Here is a 13,041-nt window from a genome sequence, read left to right as displayed (position 1 = left end):
AAGGCTCTTTTTATTAACCATAAAGTACTGCCTCGGTTGACTCGTGATATTTACTGTTGGGCTAGCTATGTTTAACAAATGTATTTTATATCAATCTGTTATGTGGAATTTTTCCATGTTCTGAATATCGTGATGGCGCTGGAGAAGCGCGGCCTGTATGGCTGATGTTTATTCGTGCAATTTGTCAGTTTTTTAATTGCTGAAAATTAATCGAGTTGCGGGTAACACAAATAACTTGTGGAAAATCAATTCATTTAATCGGTAGTCCCATCACGCTGCGTCAATATGTTCCCCATGCCCGAGATCCTTGCTTGAAAAGCCCCCTGCTCGTCCTTAAACTTCATGGTGGAGAAAAGTGGATCAAAGTGGTTTTATTGGGCATCTAGCCCCCATAACTCACCTTCGGGGACTGCAATTTGTTGCGTGGCGCTCACGCCATCAGCCTGGACAGCAAGGGGCGGTTGGCGATTCCGACCAAATTTCGTGATTGGCTGCGCGAAGAGTGCGACGGCCAGCTGGTCTGCACCATCGACATAGCCCATCCCTGTCTGCTGCTTTATCCCCTGAATGAATGGGAAGAGGTGGAGCGCAAGCTGAAGACCCTTTCCAGCACCAACCCGGCGGAACGCCGCCTGCAGCGTCTGCTGCTCGGCCACGCGGCCGAATGCGAACTGGATGGCAATGGCCGTCTGCTGCTCAGCCAGCCGCTGCGCAGCCATGCCGGGCTGGACAAGAAAGTCATGCTGGTGGGCCAGCTCAACAAATTCGAGCTGTGGGATGAAGCCCGCTGGCAACAACAGATCAACGACGACATCCTGGGCCTGCCCGAGGACGACTGGGCAAGTTCACCACGACTACAGGATTTTTCTTTATAAATGACCCAAGCCGCTGAACACATCACAGTGCTGTTGCACGAAGCCGTCGAAGGGCTGGCCATCAAGCCGGACGGTATCTACGTCGACGGTACCTTTGGCCGGGGGGGTCACTCTCGTCTCATTCTCCAGCATCTGGGCCCGAACGGCCGTCTGATCGCCATCGACCGGGATCCCCAGGCCATTGCCGAGGCGGCCAAGATCCAGGATCCCCGTTTCGAGATCGTGCACGGTCCCTTCTCCGGCATCACCCGCTATCTGACAGAGCGCGGCCTGCTGGGCAAGGTCGATGGTTTCCTGCTGGATCTCGGTGTCTCCTCCCCCCAGCTTGACGATGCCGAGCGTGGCTTCAGCTTCATGAAGGACGGCCCGCTCGACATGAGGATGGATCCCACCTCCGGTCAGAGCGCCGCCGAGTGGCTGGCCCGTGCCGATGTGGACGACATCGCCTGGGTGCTGAAAACCTTCGGTGAGGAGCGCTTCGCCAAGAAGATTGCTCGCGCCATCGTGCACGATCGGGTGACAGAGCCCTATGTGCGCACCCGCCAGCTGGCGGAGATGATTGCCCGGGTCAACCCGAGCAAGGAGAAGGGCAAGCACGCGGCGACCCGCAGCTTCCAGGCCATCCGCATCTATATCAACAGCGAGCTGGACGAAATTGAAACCGCCCTCAACGGCGCGCTGGACGTGCTGGCTCCTCACGGTCGTCTCTCCGTCATCAGCTTCCACTCTCTGGAAGATCGGCTGGTGAAGCATTTTATTCGCAAGCATGAGAAAGGTCCGGAAGTACCCCACGGGATCCCTCTGACCGAAGCCCAGCTGGCCGGTGGTCGCAAGCTGAAGTCGATCGGCAAGGCACTCAAGCCTTCCGACCACGAGGTCAATGAAAACACCCGGTCCCGCAGCTCGGTGCTGCGGGTCGCAGAGCGTCTTGCGGAGTAAGCGATGAGCGACGTGCGCGTTCACCTCGCCAGGGAGATCGTTGCGGATCTCTGGCGCCACAAGTTGCAGGTCCTGTTGACCGTCGCCGTGCTGGTCACCGCCTTTGCGGTGATCCTGGTGACCAACATGACCCGGGGTCTGACGGCCAAGCAGAACGATCTGATGGCGGAGGAGGACAGGCTCAACATCGAGTGGCGCCACCTCTTGCTGGAACAGGGCACACTGGCTGAGCACTCCCGGGTGGCGAGTCTGGCCATGGACAAGTTGCAGATGGCTCGCCCACTGGTGACCACTGAAAAGGTAATTACACAACCATGACACGCAAGGCCGCCACCAAGGCTCCGGCAAAGGACAAAGCCAAGGCGAAAGCACCCTCACTCTACCCGTGGCGCTTTCGTACCCTGGTTTTCTTCATCGGCATCGCGTTTGCGGGGCTGATCCTGCGGCTGGCCTGGATCCAGGTGATCGATCCGGACAGACTGCGCCAGGAGGGGGACATGCGCTCCCTGCGCACCACCTCCACCCAGGCGGTGCGCGGCATGATCACGGACCGCAATGGCGAACAGCTTGCGGTATCCGTGCCGGTCGAAGCGGTCTGGGCCGATCCCAAGACGGTGCATGAGTCCGGTGCCATCCACAACGAGCGTGCCTGGCTGGCACTCTCCGCCGTGCTCAAGCTCGACATCAACACCCTCAAGCATCGCATCGCCAACCCGAGCAAGCGCTTCGTCTATCTGCAGCGGCAGGTGACGCCTGCAGTGGCCGAGTACATCAAGGGGTTGAAGCTGGGGGGCATCTATCTGCGCCCCGAGGCGCGCCGTTTCTACCCGACCGGCGAGATAAGCTCCCACCTGGTGGGGGTGACCAACATCGATGGCAGCGGCATCGAGGGGATTGAGCGCAGCTACAACGAGTGGCTGACCGCAACCCCTGGCGAGATGAGGGTGCGCAAGGACAGGCAGGGCCGCGTCATCGAGCGCCTGGGTCTGGTGAAAGAGGGCAAACACGCCAACGATCTGCAACTGAGCATCGATCAGCGGGTGCAGGCGCTGGCCTATCGCGCCCTCAAACGGGCTACCGACGAGAACAAGGCCACCTCCGGCTCCATGGTGATGCTGGATGTGAAGACCGGCGAGGTGCTAGCCATGGTCAACACCCCCTCCTACAACCCGAACAACCGCGGCCAGTACCAGAGTTTCCGGGTGCGAAACCGGGTGGTGACCGATACCTATGAGCCGGGTTCCACGGTCAAGCCATTGATTTTGCTTAGTGCCTTGCAAGCCGGTGTCACCAGCTGGAAGGACTTCATCCCGGGCGGCCCGCTGTTTATCGGGGCCAAGCAGATCCGTGACGTGAGTATCCACAAGGCGACCAACCTGTACGACATCCTGCGCTACTCCTCCAACATCGGCATGTCGCGCATCGCGCTGCGGATGCCGGCCCAGGAGATGATCAATACCCTGAGCATGGTGGGATTCGGCATGGACACCGGCAGCGGCCTGATGGGGGAGAGCAGCGGCATGCTGCCCCAGCGTCGCCGCTGGTCCGACATTGAGCGAGCCACCCTGTCGTTCGGTTATGGTCTGCGAGTGACCCCGCTGCAGCTGGCCTCCGCCTACGCCACCTTGGCCAACAAGGGCAAGCGGGTACCGCTCTCCATCATCAAGGTGACCAAGCCGCCCAAGGGTGAGCAGGTCATCGATCACAACAACGCCGCTGCCATGTTGCAGGCGCTGGAGTACGTGGTCAGCAATGCCATTCCCAAGGCCCAGATCCCCGGTTATCGGGTCGGTGGCAAGAGTGGTACCGCCAAGGTGGCCGTGGCTGGGGGCTATGGCAAGGACTACATGGCCTGGTTTGCCGGTTTCGCGCCAGCCAGCAATCCCCGTTTCGTCATGGTGGTGGTGATCAACGAGCCCAAGGGGGATGCCTACTACGGCGGTGCTGTGGCGACCCCGCCCTTTGCGGAGGCCATGGGAGGCGTGTTGCAGCTCTTCAACATCCGTCCCGATGCGATCCCGCCCGAGGTGCCCGCCAAGCTTGCCCGCACGGAGGCCAACAATGGCGCACCGCGTACTTGACGGGCATCCGGCTTTTTCCATCGGCCCCGCTGCTGTCGGGGCGTTTTCCATGGCGTGTACGAGCGCCCGCATTCCCGCATTTTCGGAGGCTTCCCATGCCGCCCCGCACACTTGATCAACTGATGAGCCGCTTCGGCATCGATGCCCCGGCGCTTTCCCTCACCGATCTCCAGCTCGACAGCCGGCGGGTCGGTCCCGGCTCGCTCTTCGTGGCGATTCGTGGCCATCAGGTGGATGGCAGGCGCTTCATCGAACAGGCGGTGGCTCAGGGAGCGACCGCCGTGCTGTTTGAGGAGGACGGAGAATTCGTCCCTCCGGCGACCCAGATCCCCTGCATCGGCATGAGGGATCTTCCCGCTCGCCTCTCCGAGCTGGCCGGTCATTTCTACGGTCACCCTGCGCAAAAGCTGCAACTGGTGGGCATCACGGGCACCAACGGCAAGAGCACCACGGCCCTGCTGGTGGCCAACTGGCGCACCCTGCTGGGGGGCAAGGCCGGGGTCATGGGCACCATAGGCAACGGTCTGTTTGGCGAGCTCATCGAAGCAGAGAACACCACGGGCAGCGCGGTCCAGGTGCAGGCCAATCTGGCCGCCTTGCAGCAGCAGGGGGCCGATCTGGTGGCGATGGAGGTCTCCAGCCACGGTCTGGTGCAGCATCGCGTGGCGGCCCTGCCGTTTGCCGCGGCAGTCTTCACCAACCTGAGCCGGGATCATCTGGACTATCACGGCACCATGGAGGCCTATGCCGCCGCCAAGGAGGAGCTGCTGAAGCTGGTGGATGAGCCTTGCGCCGTCATCAACGCCGATGACCATCTGGGACGGCAATGGTTGGCGACCTATCCCGGTGCGGTGGCCTTCGGGGTTCATGGTCCGATTGAAAACCATGCCGGACGACAACTGACGGCGCAGGATCCCCATTTCCACCAACAAGGTTTTGATACGCGCATTAACTCCAGCTGGGGGAATGGTGTATTATCCGCCCCCTTGCTCGGCCGCTTCAACGTCAGCAACGTGCTGGGCGCCATGGGTGCCATGCTGGTGCTCGGCTACGACTTCGATGACCTGCTGGCGACGGCCCCCAGACTGCAACCGGTGACCGGTCGCATGGAGTGCTTCGGCGGTGGCGATGCGCCGCTCGCCGTGGTCGATTACGCCCACACCCCGGATGCGCTGGAGAAGGCATTGCAGGCCCTGCGGGTGCACTGTCACGGCCGGCTCTGGTGCCTGGTGGGATGCGGCGGCGACAGGGATCGCGGCAAGCGTCCCATGATGGCTGCCATGGCGGAGCAGCATGCGGACTGCGTGATCCTGACCGACGACAATCCCCGTACCGAGGAGCCGGCCCGGATAATGGCCGACATGGTGGCGGGTCTTCGCGATCCCGGCGCCGTGCAGATCGAGCACGACAGGACCAAGGCAATCCAGTTGGCACTGAGCCAAGCGAGCAAAGAGGACATCATCCTGGTGGCCGGCAAAGGCCACGAGGATTATCAGATCATTGGAACCGACAAGCGGCACTACAGCGATCGGGAAACCGTCGCAGCCGCCTTGCACACATTAATGGAGTCATTCAAATGATGACCCTCAGGCTTGCCGACCTGGCGCAGGTGCTCGATGCCCGTCTGATCGGGGGCGACCATGAGATCACGGCGGTCAGCACCGACACCCGTACCCTGGGCGCGGGGGCGCTGTTCGTGGCCCTGCGCGGCGAGCGTTTCGACGCCCACGATTTCTGCGACCAGGCGGTTGCCGCCGGCGCCAGTGCCCTGCTGGTGGAGCGCGAATTGCCGCTGGCCATTCCACAACTGGTGGTGGGCGACACCCTCAAGGGACTTGGGCGTCTGGGCAGGCTGGTGCGCGAGCGCATCAATCCGAAAGTGCTCGCCATCACCGGCAGCTGTGGCAAAACCACGGTGAAGGAGATGGCGACGGCCATCCTGCGTTGTGAAGGGGAGGTGCTGGCCACCGCCGGCAACTTCAACAACGAGGTGGGGGTGCCGCTGACCCTGCTGCGCCTCGAGCCGCAACACCAGTTCGCGGTGATGGAGCTGGGAGCCAACCACCCGGGCGAGATCGCCTGGACCACGTCGCTCGCCAGACCTGACGCCGCCATCATCAACAACGTCGCTGCCGCGCACCTGGAAGGCTTTGGCTCCCTGGAAGGGGTGTTCCATGCCAAGAGCGAAATCTTCGAAGGGTTAGGCGAGGGCGGCACCGCCATCGTCAATGCCGACAACGAGTTCTGGCCGAAGTGGCGTGAAAAGGGCATCCACTGCGCCTTCTCCCTCGAGGATCAGCGTCAGCCGTTCCACGCCCGCGACATCGTGCTCAACGAGCAGGGTTGTGCCGGGTTCGTGATGGTGACGCCCCAGGGAGAGGTGAATCTGACCCTGGCCATTCCGGGTCGCCACAACGTGGCCAACGCCCTGGCTGCTGCCGCCGGTACCCTGGCCCTGGGCGCATCGCTTGCGTCCGTCAAGGCGGGGCTGGAGCAGATGGCGCCGGTCAAGGGCCGTTTCTGCGTGCAACGCTGGGGTGGCCTCACTCTGGTGGATGACACCTACAACGCCAGCGTGGAGTCCGTGCTGGCGGGTATCGATGCCCTGACCGCCATGAACGGCTACAAGGTGCTGGTATTCGGTGACATGAAAGAGTTGGGTGAGGAGTCCGCCGCGCAGCATGCCCGGGTCGGACACCACGCCCGTGAGCAGGGCCTCGATGCCGTGCTGACCGTAGGGGAACAGAGTCGCCACACCGCAGATGCCGCGGCTGGCCGACATTTCGATAACAAGGCGTCGTTGTTTGAAGTGCTTGCGCAAATGATAAAGACACATCAGGAAATTTCGATTCTGGTCAAGGGCGCCCGTGGCTCCCGCATGGAAGATATCGTCGAGATGGTCAAGGGCCATCAGGAGTCAGCCACATGCTAGTCTGGCTGGCGGAACTGCTCACCCCGCACTTCACCTTCTTCAACGTCTTCTCCTACCTGACGTTTCGCGCCATCCTGTCGATCATCACCGGTCTGGTGGTGGCGCTCTGGATGGGGCCGCGCCTCATCCGTCGCCTGCAGATCATGAAGTTCGGCCAGGTGATCCGCAACGACGGTCCCGAATCCCATCTCAGCAAGAAGGGCACCCCGACCATGGGCGGCCTGATGATCATTGCAGCCATTTTCACTTCTGTGCTGCTCTGGTGCCGCCTCGACAACCCCTATGTCTGGCTGGTGCTGTTCGTGCTGGGGGCCTATGGCGCCATCGGTTTTGCCGATGACTATCTCAAGGTGGTGCGCAAGAACACCGACGGCCTCATCGCCCGCTGGAAGTACTTCTGGCAGTCCGCGGTCGCGCTGGGTGTGGCAGTCTTCCTCTACGCCACGGCCACCCACGATGGTCAGACCCAGCTGGTGGTCCCCTTCCTCAAGGATGTGATGCCCCAGCTCGGCCTGATGTTCATCCTGCTGACCTACTTCGTCATCGTCGGTACTTCCAACGCGGTCAACCTGACCGATGGCCTGGATGGCCTCGCCATCATGCCCACCGTGATGGTGGCGGGGGGCTTCGCCCTGATCGCCTGGGCGACCGGCAACGTCAACTTCGCGAACTACCTGCACATTCCCTACGTGCCCTACACCTCCGAGCTGGTGATCGTCTGTACCGCCATCGTGGGCGCGGGCCTGGGCTTCCTCTGGTTCAACACCTACCCGGCCCAGGTCTTCATGGGGGACGTGGGTTCCCTGGCCCTGGGCGGCGCGCTCGGTACCATCGCGGTGCTGGTGCGCCAGGAGTTCCTGCTGGTGATCATGGGGGGTGTCTTCGTGATGGAGACCGTCTCGGTGATCCTGCAGGTCGGATCCTACAAACTGCGCGGCGTGCGGATCTTCCGCATGGCCCCCATCCATCACCACTATGAGAAGAAGGGCTGGCCGGAGCCGCGCGTCATCGTGCGCTTCTGGATCATCACCCTCATGCTGGTGCTGCTTGGCCTCGCCACCCTGAAGGTGAGGTAAGCCATGGTCATCATCATCGGACTCGGCAAAACCGGACTCTCCTGCGTCGATTACTTCCTCGACCGCGGCGTCACGCCGCTGGTGATGGACACCCGTGCCAACCCGCCGGGCAAGGACGAGCTTCCCCCCGAGGTGGAGCTCATCCACGGGCTGGACGCGGAGCGGCTCAAGCAGGCGCACATGATAGTGGCGAGCCCGGGCATCGCCCTGGCGACTCCGGAGTTGAAGGCCGCCGCCGAGTTCGGGGTGCGCATCGTCGGTGACATCGAACTGTTCGTGCGTGAAACCCAGACGCCCGTCATCGCCATCACCGGTTCCAACGGCAAGAGCACGGTCACCACGCTAGTGGGTGAGATGATCGCCGAGGCGGGGCTCAAGGTCGGTGTGGGGGGCAATATCGGCACCCCGGCGCTGTCGCTCCTCAAGCAGCCCATGGATCTCTGCGTGCTGGAGCTCTCCAGCTTCCAGCTCGAGACCACCTGCAGCCTGCGGGCCGCCGCCTCCGTGGTCCTGAACCTCAGTGAAGATCATATGGATCGCTATGCCGGCATGGCGGATTACCGCGCCGCCAAGATGGAGATCCATCAGCACTCCCAGCACATCCTGATCAATCGCGACGATCCCCAGACCCTGCCCGATGTGGGTCAGGTGTGGCAGAGTTTCGGCCTCGACTGCAACGGCTACGGTCGCTGCGAGCTGGAGGGCCGTCACTGGCTGACCTTGCACGGCGAGCCGCTCCTGGCGGTGGACGAGATGAAGATAGTGGGTGCCCACAACCAGGCCAATGCCCTGGCGGCCATGGCCCTGTGCGATGCGGTGGGCATTCCCCGCGAGGCACAACTTGCCGTGCTGCGCCGCTTTGAAGGCCTGCCTCACCGTGCCCGCTTCGTGCGGGAGGTAAATGGGGTGCGCTGGATCAACGACTCCAAGGCCACCAACGTGGGGGCGACCCTGGCCGCCGTGGCCGGGGTACGTGAAGCGGTCAAGGGCCGCCTGCTGCTGCTGGCCGGTGGCCAGGGCAAGGGGCAGGACTTCGGCCCGGTGCAGGCCCTGCTCGGCAGCCAGATCGATCACATGTACTGCTTTGGTCAGGATGCCGAGGTGCTGCTGGCCCTGGGCGAACAGACCGAGCGGGTTGCCGATCTTGACGCTGCTGTCGCCAAGGCGGCGGCCGACGCCAGGCCCGGAGACTGGGTGCTGCTGGCGCCGGCCTGTGCGAGCCTGGATCAGTTCAAATCCTTTGAAGCGCGCGGCGATCGCTTCACCGAACTGGTGATGGGCTTATGAACGCCCTGCGCGTGGTTGCGGGATTCTTGCAGCGCTGGTTGCTACCGGCGCGCCCCGCCGGTCTTTATGATCGGCAGCTGGTGGTACTGGCCCTCGCCCTGATGGGCGTCGGGCTGGTGATAGTGGCGTCCGCTTCCATTCCTGAGGGGATCGCCATCAACAACGATCCCTTCATGTTCGTGAAGCGCCACGGCATGTTCCTGGTGATGGCGCTGGGTATCTCCTGGTTCGTGTTGCAGGTGCCCATGGCACGCTGGCAGCACTACAACGGCCCCATGTTGTTGCTGGCCATCGTGCTGCTGGTGATGGTGTTGCTGGTGGGCCGCAGCGTCAACGGTTCGGTACGCTGGCTGCCGCTTGGCCCCTTCAACTTGCAGCCGGCCGAGTTCGGCAAGCTGGCGCTGTTCGTCTATCTGGCGGGCTATCTGGTGCGCCGCCAGAGCGAGGTGCGCGAGCGCTTCATCGGTTTCATGAAACCCATGGCGGTGCTGTTCGTGGTGGCCATCCTGCTGCTGGCCCAGCCGGATCTCGGGTCAGTAGTGGTGATGTTCGTCACCTCCCTCGGGATGCTGTTCCTGGCCGGTGCCCGGCTGGTGCAGTTCATCGGTCTCATCCTGGTGGGGGTGAGCGCCGTGGTGACCCTGATCATCGCGGAGCCCTACCGGATGCGGCGGGTGACCTCTTTCCTCGACCCTTGGGCCGATCCCTTTGGCAGCGGCTATCAGCTGACCCAGTCCCTGATGGCCTTTGGTCGGGGGAGCTGGTTTGGCGAGGGGCTCGGCAACTCCATCCAGAAGATGGAGTACCTGCCGGAGGCCCACACCGACTTCGTGTTCGCCATTCTGGGCGAAGAGCTGGGCTACGTGGGGGTGCTTGGCGCACTCTTCCTGATTTTTGCGCTGGCGGTGAAGGCGCTCAAGCTGGGTCACCAGGCGCTGGTGGCCGAGCGGCTCTATGAAGGTTATCTGGCCATCGGCATCGGCATCTGGTTCAGTTTCCAGACTTTCGTCAACGTCGGTGCCGCCAGCGGCATGATGCCTACCAAGGGGCTGACCCTGCCGCTGGTCAGTTATGGCGGCTCCAGTCTCATCATCATGATGGTGGCGGTGAGCATGTTGATTCGTATCGATTTCGAGTTGCGCCAGGCGAGTGCCCAGGCGCGCGTGCGGGAGGTTGCGTGAGCAAGACGTTACTGGTGATGGCGGGTGGTACCGGGGGCCATGTGTTCCCCGGCCTGGCCGTCGCCGATCGCCTCAAGGCCCAGGGCTGGACCATCCACTGGCTCGGCACTGCCGACCGGATGGAGGCGGAGCTGGTGCCTGCCCATGGTTATCCCATCTCCTTCATCGACATCCAGGGGGTGCGTGGCAACGGCATCAAGCGGCTGCTCGCGGCGCCCTACCGTGTCATCAAATCCGTGCTGCAGGCCCGCCAGGTGCTCAAGACCATCCAGCCCGATGTGGTGCTGGGCATGGGGGGCTTTGCCTCCGGCCCGGGTGGCGTGGCCGCCTGGCTGTCGGGCATTCCGCTGCTGCTGCACGAGCAGAATGCCGCCGCCGGCCTGACCAACAAGCTGCTGGCCCGTATCGCCAGGCGGGTACTGATGGCCTTCCCCGGTGCCTTCGCCCCCAATGCCCGCACCGCCGTGGTGGGCAACCCGGTGCGCCCCGAGGTGGTGGCGCTGCCGGATCCCCAACTGCGCAGCAGCAGCGATCCTCTGCGCCTGCTTGTGGTCGGTGGCAGCCTGGGGGCCCGGGTCCTCAACGAGCAGGTGCCTCCTGCGGTTGCAGCCGCCGGTGTGCCCATCGAGGTGCGTCACCAGTGCGGCAAGGGCAATGGGGAGGCCGTGGCTGCCTCCTATGCCGGGCTGGGGGTCGAGGCCGAGGTGAGTGAATTTATCAAGGACATGGCGGATGCCTATGCCTGGGCGGACCTGGTAGTGTGCCGCGCCGGCGCATTGACCGTCTCCGAAGTGGCCGCCGCCGGTGTGGCCGCCATCTTCGTGCCCCTGCCCCATGCGGTGGACGATCACCAGACCCGCAACGCCCTGACCCTGGTCGACGGCGGTGCGGCCGAGTTCCTGCCCCAGTCCGAGCTGACGCCGGCCGCGCTGGCGTCGCGCCTCTCCTGGCTCGCCGGGCGCAGGGAAACCCTGTTGAACATGGCCCAGGCCGCGCGCCGGGTCGCCATCATCGATGCCGCCGAACGGGTTGCCGATGAGTGCAAGCGGCTCGCCACCGGCTGAGCCAAACGAGATGGAAGGCCAAGATGTGCCGCCAAGGCCCCGCTTCTGTCTTCGAACTGATGAATGTCGCCGAATGAAAATGGCCTGTGGCCGCGAATTGAGAAAGAACTATGACCAAGGTTGAACTGGCAAAACTGCGTACCGTTATCCCCGAAATGCGCCGCGTGCGTCGCATCCACTTCATCGGCATCGGTGGCGCCGGTATGGGCGGTATTGCGGAAGTGCTTGCCAATGAAGGGTATCAGGTGACCGGCTCGGATCTGGCCCGCAACGGGGTGACCGAACGCCTGGCCTCTTTGGGCGCACACATTTTTGTCGGTCACAGTGCCGAGCATGTGGACGGTGCCAGCGTGGTGGTGGTTTCCACCGCCATCAAGCAGGACAACCCCGAGCTGCTGGCTGCCCGCGAGCTGCGTATTCCCGTGGTGCGCCGCGCCGAAATGCTGGCGGAACTGATGCGCTTCCGTCACGGTATCGCCATCGCCGGGACCCACGGCAAGACCACCACCACCAGTCTGGTGGCGAGCATCTATGCCGAGGCGGATCGCGACCCCACCTTCGTCATCGGCGGTCTGCTCAACAGCGCCGGCACCAATGCCCGCCTGGGCAGCAGCCGTTATCTGATTGCCGAGGCGGACGAGAGCGACGCCTCCTTCCTGCATCTGCAACCCATGGTTTCCATCGTGACCAACATCGAAGCGGATCACATGGACACCTATGGCGGCGATTTCTCCAGGTTGAAGGCCACCTTCATCGATTTCCTGCACAACCTGCCGTTCTACGGCCTGGCCGTGGTGTGCGTGGATGACCCCGTGATCCGCGGCATGCTGCCGGAGATCGCCCGTCCTACCCTCACCTACGGTCTGAGCGATGATGCCGATGTGCAGGTGCTGGACTTCGTGCAGACCAGCAATCGCAGCCGCTTCCGGGTGCGCCGTGCAGGGGCGGGTGAGCTGGAGGTGACTCTCAACCTGCCCGGTATTCACAACGCCCTCAACGCCGCCGCCGCCATCGCGGTGGCAACCGAAGACGGCATCGGCGACGAGGCCATCATCCGGGCACTTTCCAAGTTTGAAGGGGTAGGGCGCCGCTTCCAGCAATATGGCGAGTTTGAAACCGGCCGTGGCAAGGCCATGCTGGTGGACGATTACGGTCATCACCCGAGCGAAGTGAAGGTGACCATCAACGCCGCTCGCGCCGGCTGGCCCGAGAAGCGGCTGGTGATGGTGTTCCAGCCGCACCGCTACAGCCGGACCCGGGATCTCTACGAAGATTTCGCGGATGTGCTTTCCAAGGTGGACGTGCTGGTGATGCTGGAGGTCTATGCCGCCGGTGAGGAGCCCATTCCCGGTGCCGATGGCCGTGCCTTGTGCCGTTCCATCCGCTCCCGCGGCACCCTGGAGCCCATCTTTGTCGCAACGCCGGATGATGTGCCCGCGGTGCTGGCCGACCTGATTGGCGAGGGGGATCTGGTATTGACCCAGGGGGCGGGTAACGTCGGTGCGCTGGCCCGTCGTCTCGGCGAGATGAAATTGAGCGTGGATAGCATGAAATCCGGTGCCTGAGGGCCCAATGAGTATTTTGACCGCCAAGCCGAGGCCTATAT

General features: G+C 63.1%; 11 protein-coding genes. All 11 read left to right on the top strand.

The genetic code is table 11. From position 1 onward, the window contains the following. Window positions 1-416: 416 nt before the first annotated feature. The 11 genes from mraZ (at window position 417) to murC (ending at window position 13,000) form a co-directional block, all read left to right on the top strand. Window positions 417-875 (top strand): division/cell wall cluster transcriptional repressor MraZ, encoded by a 459-nt coding sequence (gene mraZ, locus OKC41_RS06105; protein ID WP_167826405.1) that lies wholly within the window; start codon window positions 417-419, stop codon window positions 873-875. Then, complete coding sequence (gene rsmH / locus OKC41_RS06100) at window positions 876-1,814, top strand: 16S rRNA (cytosine(1402)-N(4))-methyltransferase RsmH (RefSeq protein WP_042015088.1); 939 nt, start codon at window positions 876-878, stop codon at window positions 1,812-1,814. 3 nt (window positions 1,815-1,817) lie between these two features. Further along, window positions 1,818-2,132: a cell division protein FtsL gene (gene ftsL, locus OKC41_RS06095; protein WP_010675842.1), complete on the top strand. Its 315-nt coding sequence runs from the start codon at window positions 1,818-1,820 to the stop codon at window positions 2,130-2,132. Beyond that, window positions 2,129-3,895: a peptidoglycan glycosyltransferase FtsI gene (locus OKC41_RS06090; RefSeq protein WP_010675841.1), complete on the top strand. Its 1,767-nt coding sequence runs from the start codon at window positions 2,129-2,131 to the stop codon at window positions 3,893-3,895. Before ftsL ends, OKC41_RS06090 begins: the two co-directional genes overlap by 4 nt. A gap of 95 nt (window positions 3,896-3,990) precedes the next feature. Beyond that, window positions 3,991-5,475, top strand: coding sequence for a UDP-N-acetylmuramoyl-L-alanyl-D-glutamate--2,6-diaminopimelate ligase (gene murE, locus OKC41_RS06085; protein WP_039040490.1), 1,485 nt, complete (start codon window positions 3,991-3,993; stop codon window positions 5,473-5,475). Beyond that, window positions 5,472-6,827 (top strand): UDP-N-acetylmuramoyl-tripeptide--D-alanyl-D-alanine ligase, encoded by a 1,356-nt coding sequence (gene murF, locus OKC41_RS06080; RefSeq protein ID WP_042864853.1) that lies wholly within the window; start codon window positions 5,472-5,474, stop codon window positions 6,825-6,827. Before murE ends, murF begins: the two co-directional genes overlap by 4 nt. After that, window positions 6,821-7,903 (top strand): phospho-N-acetylmuramoyl-pentapeptide-transferase, encoded by a 1,083-nt coding sequence (mraY, locus tag OKC41_RS06075; RefSeq protein ID WP_010675838.1) that lies wholly within the window; start codon window positions 6,821-6,823, stop codon window positions 7,901-7,903. The genes murF and mraY overlap by 7 nt, the downstream gene beginning before the upstream one ends. Before the next feature lie 3 nt (window positions 7,904-7,906). Next, window positions 7,907-9,190, top strand: a complete 1,284-nt coding sequence (murD, locus tag OKC41_RS06070; protein ID WP_010675837.1) for a UDP-N-acetylmuramoyl-L-alanine--D-glutamate ligase — start codon at window positions 7,907-7,909, stop codon at window positions 9,188-9,190. Further along, window positions 9,187-10,371, top strand: a complete 1,185-nt coding sequence (gene ftsW / locus OKC41_RS06065; RefSeq protein WP_010675836.1) for a cell division protein FtsW — start codon at window positions 9,187-9,189, stop codon at window positions 10,369-10,371. The genes murD and ftsW overlap by 4 nt, the downstream gene beginning before the upstream one ends. Then, window positions 10,368-11,435: an undecaprenyldiphospho-muramoylpentapeptide beta-N-acetylglucosaminyltransferase gene (gene murG, locus OKC41_RS06060; RefSeq protein ID WP_010675835.1), complete on the top strand. Its 1,068-nt coding sequence runs from the start codon at window positions 10,368-10,370 to the stop codon at window positions 11,433-11,435. The genes ftsW and murG overlap by 4 nt, the downstream gene beginning before the upstream one ends. A 110-nt stretch (window positions 11,436-11,545) precedes the next feature. After that, complete coding sequence (gene murC / locus OKC41_RS06055; protein ID WP_010675834.1) at window positions 11,546-13,000, top strand: UDP-N-acetylmuramate--L-alanine ligase; 1,455 nt, start codon at window positions 11,546-11,548, stop codon at window positions 12,998-13,000. Window positions 13,001-13,041: the final 41 nt, after the last annotated feature.

The sequence above is a fragment of the Aeromonas sp. QDB17 genome (genome assembly GCF_027705305.1).
Classification (GTDB): Bacteria; Pseudomonadota; Gammaproteobacteria; order Enterobacterales; family Aeromonadaceae; genus Aeromonas; species Aeromonas caviae.
This window is presented reverse-complemented; position numbering and strand designations above follow the sequence as displayed.

Bases quoted from the DNA above. Each gene is read 5' to 3' on its own strand.
- rsmH (WP_042015088.1), top strand. From the start codon at position 876: ATGACCCAAGCCGCTGAACACATCACAGTGCTGTTGCACGAAGCCGTC.
- ftsL (WP_010675842.1), top strand. From the start codon at position 1,818: ATGAGCGACGTGCGCGTTCACCTCGCCAGGGAGATCGTTGCGGATCTC.
- OKC41_RS06090 (WP_010675841.1), top strand. From the start codon at position 2,129: ATGACACGCAAGGCCGCCACCAAGGCTCCGGCAAAGGACAAAGCCAAG.
- murE (WP_039040490.1), top strand. From the start codon at position 3,991: ATGCCGCCCCGCACACTTGATCAACTGATGAGCCGCTTCGGCATCGAT.
- murF (WP_042864853.1), top strand. From the start codon at position 5,472: ATGATGACCCTCAGGCTTGCCGACCTGGCGCAGGTGCTCGATGCCCGT.
- mraY (WP_010675838.1), top strand. From the start codon at position 6,821: ATGCTAGTCTGGCTGGCGGAACTGCTCACCCCGCACTTCACCTTCTTC.
- murD (WP_010675837.1), top strand. From the start codon at position 7,907: ATGGTCATCATCATCGGACTCGGCAAAACCGGACTCTCCTGCGTCGAT.
- ftsW (WP_010675836.1), top strand. From the start codon at position 9,187: ATGAACGCCCTGCGCGTGGTTGCGGGATTCTTGCAGCGCTGGTTGCTA.
- murC (WP_010675834.1), top strand. From the start codon at position 11,546: ATGACCAAGGTTGAACTGGCAAAACTGCGTACCGTTATCCCCGAAATG.